At 70.5% G+C, this 7,534-nt stretch carries 5 protein-coding genes and 2 pseudogenes; all 7 read left to right on the forward strand.

What is annotated here, in order from left to right; all coding sequences use genetic code 11:
• A pseudogene (locus IJH84_RS28560) lies at positions 1–310 on the forward strand (NADH-quinone oxidoreductase subunit J); the annotation flags it as partial.
• The gene (gene nuoK, locus IJH84_RS28565; protein WP_200068963.1) at positions 307–606 is read left to right on the forward strand and encodes an NADH-quinone oxidoreductase subunit NuoK; all 300 of its coding nucleotides are present in this window, start codon (positions 307–309) and stop codon (positions 604–606) included. The pseudogene IJH84_RS28560 and the gene nuoK, both read left to right, overlap by 4 nt.
• 115 nt (positions 607–721) lie before the next feature.
• The gene (gene nuoL, locus IJH84_RS28570) at positions 722–2,653 is read left to right on the forward strand and encodes an NADH-quinone oxidoreductase subunit L (protein WP_295151129.1); all 1,932 of its coding nucleotides are present in this window, start codon (positions 722–724) and stop codon (positions 2,651–2,653) included.
• A 70-nt stretch (positions 2,654–2,723) separates the two neighbouring features.
• Complete coding sequence (locus IJH84_RS28575) at positions 2,724–4,301, forward strand: NuoM family protein (RefSeq protein ID WP_295151125.1); 1,578 nt, start codon at positions 2,724–2,726, stop codon at positions 4,299–4,301.
• Between the two features lies 1 nt (position 4,302).
• Entirely contained in the window at positions 4,303–5,874 is a 1,572-nt protein-coding gene (nuoN, locus tag IJH84_RS28580) for an NADH-quinone oxidoreductase subunit NuoN (RefSeq protein WP_295151127.1), read from the forward strand.
• A 160-nt stretch (positions 5,875–6,034) separates the two neighbouring features.
• Positions 6,035–6,961 (forward strand): polyprenyl synthetase family protein, encoded by a 927-nt coding sequence (locus tag IJH84_RS28585; protein WP_200069371.1) that lies wholly within the window; start codon positions 6,035–6,037, stop codon positions 6,959–6,961.
• Positions 6,962–7,091: 130 nt separating this feature from the next.
• Positions 7,092–7,534 (forward strand): annotated as a pseudogene (locus tag IJH84_RS28590) (hypothetical protein); the annotation flags it as partial.

Here is a 7,534-nt window from a genome sequence, read left to right on the forward strand (position 1 = left end):
GCCCGCGCTGCTGCCGGACGGCACGGTGGCTCCCGAGTCGCTGTCCGAGATCTTGGACAACCTGCCTGCGGAACGGCTCACCCGCGAACGCGCCGCCGTCGCGGGCCGCACCGAGCAGCCGGACCCGCACGCGCTCACCACGCCGGAACGGCGCGGCAAGCACGAGAAGCCCGAGTCCGCACCGGACACCGCGGAACCCGGGCAGCGCAACGGAACCCGGTCCGGCGACGAGGGCAACGGCAACGGGGACAACGGCAACAACGGGCGGTCCGAGTCCGGGCACGCCGCACCCGAGGAGGTCCGGCAGTGACCCCGACCTACTACCTGTTGCTGTCCGCGCTGCTGTTCAGCATCGGCGCCGTCGGCGTGCTGGTGCGGCGCAACGCGATCGTCGTGTTCATGTGCGTGGAGCTGATGCTCAACGCGGTCAACCTCACGCTGGTGACCTTCGCCCGGATCGAGGGCTCGGTGCACGGGCAGGTGATGGCGTTCTTCGTGATGGTCGTCGCCGCAGCCGAGGTCGTGGTGGGGCTGGCGATCATCATGTCGATCTTCCGCACCCGCCGGTCGGCCTCGGTCGACGACGCGAACCTGCTCAAGTACTGACCGCGCTCATCGAGGGAGACCTGGCGTGACGACGACGTTTCCGGCTGTCGGTCTTGAGCTGGCAGGCCCCGAGCTGGCAGGTCCCGGCTCGGCCGTGCAGGCCGCGCAGGGCGCCATCCAGGGCAACGCCTGGCTGCTGATCGCGCTGCCGCTGCTCGGCGCGGCGGTGCTGCTGCTGGCCGGGCGGCGCGCCAACGGGTGGGGGCACCTGCTCGGCTGCGCCACCGTGATCGCGGCCTTCGCCTACGGGGTGCTGCTGTTCACCTCCATCTCCGGTGACGTGGCCCCGGTGCGCGAGCTGCACCTGTTCTCGTGGATCCCGGTGAACGCGCTGCAGGTGGACTTCGGCCTGCGGCTGGATCCGCTGTCGATGGTGTTCGTGCTGCTGATCACCGGAGTGGGCGCGCTGATCCACCTCTACTCGGTCGGCTACATGGCGCACGACCAGCAGGGGCGCGAGGGCCGGGACAACTCCGAGCGGCGGCGGTTCTTCGGCTACCTGAACCTGTTCGTGGCCGCGATGCTGATCCTGGTGCTGGGCAACAGCTTCGTGACGCTCTACCTCGGCTGGGAGGGCGTCGGGCTGGCGTCCTACCTGCTGATCGGGTTCTGGCAGCACCGGCCGTCGGCGGCCGCGGCGGCGACCAAGGCGTTCGTGATGAACCGCGTCGGCGACGTCGGCCTGGCGCTGGCGATCTTCCTGCTGTTCGCGAAGCTCGGCACCACGCAGTACACCGAGGTCTTCGCCCGCGCGGACGAGCTCACGCCGGGCGTGCTGCTGGCGATCACGCTGTTGCTGCTGCTGGGCGCGTGCGGCAAGTCCGGTCAGGTGCCGTTGCAGGCGTGGCTGCCGGACGCGATGGAAGGCCCGACGCCGGTGTCCGCGCTGATCCACGCGGCCACCATGGTCACCGCGGGCGTGTACCTGATCGCGCGCGCCAACCCGCTGTTCACGCTCTCGCCGGACGGGCGGCTGGTGGTCACCGTCATCGGCGCGGTGACGCTGCTGGTCGGGTGCGTGATCGGCTGCGCTTACGACGACATCAAGAAGGTCCTCGCGTACTCCACGGTGAGCCAGATCGGCTACATGATCCTCGCCGTCGGGCTCGGCCCGGCCGGGTACGCGCTCGGGATCATGCACCTGCTCACGCACGGGTTCTTCAAGGCCGGGCTGTTCCTCGGCGCCGGCTCGGTGATGCACGCGATGCGCGACGAGGTCGACATGCGCAAGTTCGGCGGGCTGGCCAAGCACCTGCCGATCACCTTCGCCACCTTCGGGCTCGGCTACCTGGCGCTGATCGGGTTCCCGTTCCTGTCCGGCTACTACTCCAAGGACGCGATCATCGAGGCCGCGTTCGGCCAAGAAGGCTGGCACGGCTGGGTGTTCGGCGGGGCGGCCCTGCTGGGCGCGGCGCTGACCGCGTTCTACATGACGCGGCTGATGCTGCTGACGTTCTTCGGCGAGAAGCGCTGGGAGAACCTGAAGTCCGCGGACGGTCAGGAATTCCACCCGCACGAATCCCCGCCGATCATGACCGGCCCGATGATCGTGCTGGCGATCGGTTCGATCGGCGCGGGCGCGTTCTTCGCGGTCGGCGACCGGCTCGTCACGTTCCTCGCGCCGTCGCTCGGTGAACTCCAGGAAGCGCACGGCGGGGCGCTGCCGCACTCGGTGATCCCGGTGCTGACCGTCGCGCTGTCCGCCGCCGGTGTGCTCGTCGCCTGGCTGGCCGTCGGGCGCAAGCAGGTGCCGGTCACCCGCCCGCAGCGGGTGTCGCCGGTGGTGCGGGCCGCGCGGGCCGACCTGGGCGGGAACCGGCTCAACGACCTCGTCGCGGTGAAACCGGCGTTCGGGCTCACCCGCGGTCTGGTCGCGTTCGACGACAAGGCCGTCGACGGCGCGGTGAACGGCCTGGCCGGTGCGCTGCAGGGCGGCTCCGGCTGGATGCGGCGCTGGCAGACCGGCTTCGTGCGCTCGTACGCGCTGTCGATGCTCTGCGGCGGCGTGATCCTGATCGCCGCGCTGATGGCGGTGGGGACGCCATGATCGCCGAGCGCCTTCTCGCGGTTCCCTCCGGAGAACTGCCCGTCATCGAGGCATCGAGGGAGGAGACCCGATGACCCTGCTCCTCGCGTTGATCCTGCTACCGCTGGCCGGGGCCGTGGCGGTGGGGCTGCTGCGGCACAACGCACCGGCCGCGAAGTGGACCGCGCTGGCGGTCTCGCTGGCCGAGTTCGTGCTCGCCGCGGGCGCCTGGTTCGCCTACGACCCGGCCGGGCCGCGGCTGCAGCTGGCCTCCTCGGTGGAGTGGATCCCGGCCTTCGACATCCGGCTGTCGTTCGCCGTGGACGGCATCGCGCTGGTGATGGTCGCGGTGATCGCGCTGCTGATGCCGCTGGTGCTCGGTTTCAGCTGGGGCGAGCGGCTGCCCGCGGGCCGCAGCCACGGCGGGTTCTTCGCGCTGCTGCTGGTGGAGCAGGCGCTGACGGTGGCGGTGTTCGCCGCGACCGACGTGTTCCTGTTCTACGTGCTGTTTGAGATCATGCTGATCCCGATGTACTTCCTGATCGGGGGGTACGGCGGCGAGCGCGGCAAGTACGCGGCTGTGAAGTTCTTCCTGTACTCGTTCCTCGGCGGCCTGATCATGCTGGGCTCCGCCATCGGCGCCTACGCCTACGCCGCGCAGGCCACCGGCCAGGGAACGTTCGACTGGGCCGCGCTGGTGCCGATCCTGGCGGACGCGCCGCTGAGCGTGCAGGTGTGGATCTTCCTCGGCTTCTTCACCGCGTTCGCGATCAAGGCGCCGCTGGTGCCGCTGCACACCTGGCTGCCGGACGCGGCGCAGCAGGCGCCGATCGGCGTCGCGGTGATCGTCGTCGGCGTGCTGGACAAGGTCGGCACGTTCGGCTTCCTGCGCTACAGCCTGCCGCTGACGCCGGAGGCCTCTCGGGTGCTGGCGCCGCTGGTGCTGGTGCTGGCGGTGCTCGGGGTGCTGTACGGCTCGCTGCAGGCGTTCGGGCAGACCGATCTCAAGCGGTTCATCGCCTACGTGTCCATCGCGCACTTCGGGTTCATCGCGCTGGGGATCTTCGCCTACACCTCGCAGGCGCAGGTCGGCGCGGTCTCGTACATGATCAACCACAGCATCGCGACCGGCCTGCTGATCCTGGTCATCGGCATGATCATCGCGCGCGGCGGGTCCACCCGGATCGCCGACTACGGCGGCATGTCCAAGGTCACGCCGCTGCTGGCGGGCACGCTGCTGATCGCCGGGCTGAGCACGTTGTCGCTGCCCGGCACGAACTCGTTCATCAGCGAGTTCCTGGTGCTGCTGGGCGCCTTCCCGACCAGGCCCGTCTACACGGTGCTGGCCACGGTCGGCATGGTGCTCGCCGCCGTCTACGTGCTGTGGCTCTACCAGCGGATCATGCAAGGCCCGGTGCGCGGCGACGCGCTGCTCGGCACCGCGGGCGGGCCGGGCGCGGTCACGGACCCGAACAAGACCGGCGCGCATCGGGCGCGGGTCACCGACCTCAAACCGCGCGAGATCGCCGTGCTCACTCCGCTGATCGTGCTGGTGCTGGCGCTGGGCTTCTACCCGAAGCCGGTGCTGGAGGTGATCTCGCCCGCGGTCGGGGCGACCATGAGCGATGTCGGCGCGTCCGACCCCGTGACCTCGCAGGGAGGGAACTGAAGTGGGTGCCACTGACCAGGTCGCGGTCCTCGCGCAGCAGCAGATCAAGCCCCCGCCGATCGACTACGCGGCGATCACGCCGGTGCTGATCGTGCTCGGCGCCGCCTGCGTCGGCGTGCTCGTCGAAGCCTTCGTGCCGCGGCGCGGCCGCTGGAGCAGCCAGGTCGCGCTGAGCCTGCTGTCGCTGATCGCCGCCGGGATCGCGCTCGGCGTCTTCGCCGGCGGCAGCAGCACCACCGGCCTGACCACGCTGTCCGACTCGATCGCCGTGGACCCGCCGACGCTGTTCCTGTGGGGCACGCTGCTGGGCCTGGGGCTGGCGGCGCTCCTGCTGATCGCGGACCGCTCGGTGGAACCGGGCGGCGCGTTCGTCGCGGAGGCCGCGGCGCCCAAACCCGGGCCCGGCGCCGAGCGCGCTCCCACCGCCGGGATGCGCACCGAGGTGTTCCCGCTCGCCCTGTTCTCGCTGGGCGGGATGATGGTGTTCTGCGCGGCGAACGACCTGCTCACGATGTTCATCGCGCTCGAGGTGCTGAGCCTGCCGCTGTACCTGATGTGCGGGCTGGCCAAGCGGCGCAGGCTGCTGTCGCAGGAAGCCGCGGTGAAGTACTTCCTGCTCGGCGCGTTCGCGTCCGCGTTCTTCCTGTACGGGCTGGCGCTGCTGTACGGCTACGCCGGTTCGGTGCGGCTCGCGGCGATCGCCGAGGCCACCGCGGGTACCGACCGCTCGGACACGCTGTTGTTCGCCGGGCTGGGCCTGCTGGTGGTGGGCCTGCTGTTCAAGGGCTCGGTCGGCCCGTTCCACACCTGGACGCCGGACGTCTACCACGGTGCGCCGACCGCGGTCACCGGATTCATGGCCGCGTGCACGAAGGTCGCCGCGTTCGGCGGGATCCTGCGGGTGCTGCAGGTCGCGTTCCAGGCTTCGAGCTGGGAGTGGCGCGGCGTGCTGTGGGCCGTGGCGATCGTCTCGATGGTGATCGGCGTGGTGCTCGGCCTGACCCAGAGCGACATCAAGCGCATGATCGCGTACTCGTCCATCGCGCACGCGGGGTTCCTGCTGATCGGGGCGATCGCGCTCACCGACCGCGGGCTGTCCAGCACGATGTTCTACCTGCTGGCCTACGGCTTCACCACGATCGCGGTGTTCGGCGTGATCAGCCTCGTGCGCACGGCGGATGGTGAGGCTACTCACCTTTCCGACTGGGCCGGGCTGGCGAAGCGGTCGCCGCTGCTGGCGGCGGTGTTCACGTTCCTGCTGTTCGCGCTGGCCGGGATTCCGCTGACGAGCGGTTTCGTCGGGAAATTCGTCGTTTTCGAGGCCGCGTTCGCGGACGGCATGGCGCCGCTGGGGGTGGTGGCCCTGGTGGCCAGTGCGGTTGCGGCGTTCTTCTACCTTCGTGTCATCGTGCTGATGTACTTCAGCGAACCGGCCGCGGACGGGCCCACCGTGAGCGTGCCGGGAGCGTTCACGACCGCGGCGATCACGCTGGGCGTGGTCGTGACGCTGTTGCTGGGCGTGCTGCCGACGGTGGCCCTGGACTGGGCCGGTGTGGGTGGTTTCGTGTCGTAGAGTGCCCGCCCGTAGGGCGTTTCGGTGGGGGAACGAAGGCGACGGTGACGTGAGCAGCCCATCTGGTGATCCGATCAGGGACGTGTCGCGGGCGGCCCAGGCGGCGGCGAGCGGCTTCGACATCGCCGATCCGGCGCTGGCGGAGTCCGTCTCGGCGGGCATGGACCGCGTCGAAGCCTTGCTGCACGACTCGGTGCGCAGCGATTTCGACTTCGCCACCCGCACTTCGCTGCACCTGGTGGACGCGGGCGGCAAGCGGTTCCGCCCGCTGTTCACGCTGCTGGCCGCGCACTTCGCCGACCCGGCGCCGGACGCGGTGATCACCTCGGCGACGGTGATCGAGATGGTGCACCTGTCCACGCTCTACCACGACGACGTGATGGACGAGGCCACCATGCGCCGCGGCGCCACCAGCGCGAACGTGCGCTGGGACAACTCGGTGGCGATCCTGACCGGCGACTTCCTGATGGCGCACGCTTCGCGGCTGGTGGCCGACCTCGGCCCTGACGCGGTGCGCCAGATCGCGATCACGTTCGAGGCGCTGGTCACCGGCCAGATGCGGGAGACCGTGGGTGCCCGCGAAGACGACGATCCGGTGCAGCACTACCTGCAGGTGATCTACGAGAAGACCGGTTCGCTGATCGCCACGGCGGGCCGGTTCGGCGGCAACGCCTCGGGGGCGCCGCCCGCGCACGTCGCGGCGCTGGAGGAGTTCGGCAAGCTCATCGGGATCGCGTTCCAGATCTCCGACGACGTGATCGACATCGCCTCGCCCGCGACGGACTCCGGCAAGACCCCGGGCACCGACCTGCGGGAAGGCGTGCGGACGCTGCCGATGCTGTACGCGCTCAGCGCCGCGGACACCGATCCGCGGCTGCGGGAACTGCTGGCCGAGCCGTTGACCGCGGACGCCGACGTAGCCGAGGCGTTGAAGCTGCTGCGCGAATCCAGTGGCCTGGAGAGCGCGCGGGAGACGCTGGACGATTACGCCGAGCAGGCGCAGCGGGTGCTCAGCGCCCTGCCGGACTGCCCGGCCAGGGAGGCGTTGACGGCGCTCGTGCACTACGTCGTGGCCCGCACCCGATGAACCGCTGAACGCATCCCCCGATCGTGAATTCGGGTGCCCGCCGGGACGCCTGGGTACAGGCCGCTGGCTCGGGGACGTAGCCTGGCTGGGCTCAGTGCCCCTAGGTGGCCTTTGAGGAGGGACGTCGCCGGTGGTGTGGCTGTTTACGCAGGTGTGGCTTTGGAGCATAGCCGGGTTCCTGCTCGGATCGTTGATCACCTGGTTGCTGTTCGCCTGGCCCGCGCGCCGCAGGCTGCGTGCGGTGGCGCGGGACTACGACGACTACGTGGCCGCCACCGAGGCGCGCCGGGAACGCCAGGTGTGGCGGTCGCACGAACCGTCCGCGCCGCTCGACGAAACCGCGGTGGCCGAGCCGGTGCCGGGACCCGCCGAGGAGGAACGGTTCGACCCGGGCCGCGTGTGGGCTTCGCCGGAGGGCACCGCGCGGTTGCCGATCGCGGAAGCGGACGAGCCCGCTGCGCCGGACGACCGTGCCGCGGTGTCGGTGCGCGCGGGCGGCGGCTCGCAGGTCGCCGACTTGGTGCTCGACGACTACGCCGAGCCCGGCAGGGCGGCTGACGCCGAACAGCCGGA

It is taken from the genome of Saccharopolyspora sp. (assembly GCF_017434145.1).
GTDB lineage: Bacteria > Actinomycetota > Actinomycetes > Mycobacteriales > Pseudonocardiaceae > Saccharopolyspora_C > Saccharopolyspora_C galaxeae.

What these genes read in the sequence shown, in the direction of transcription:
- IJH84_RS28575 (WP_295151125.1), top strand. Translation starts at nt 2,724, where the DNA reads ATGACCCTGCTCCTCGCGTTGATCCTGCTACCGCTGGCCGGGGCCGTG.
- IJH84_RS28585 (WP_200069371.1), top strand. Translation starts at nt 6,035, where the DNA reads ATGGACCGCGTCGAAGCCTTGCTGCACGACTCGGTGCGCAGCGATTTC.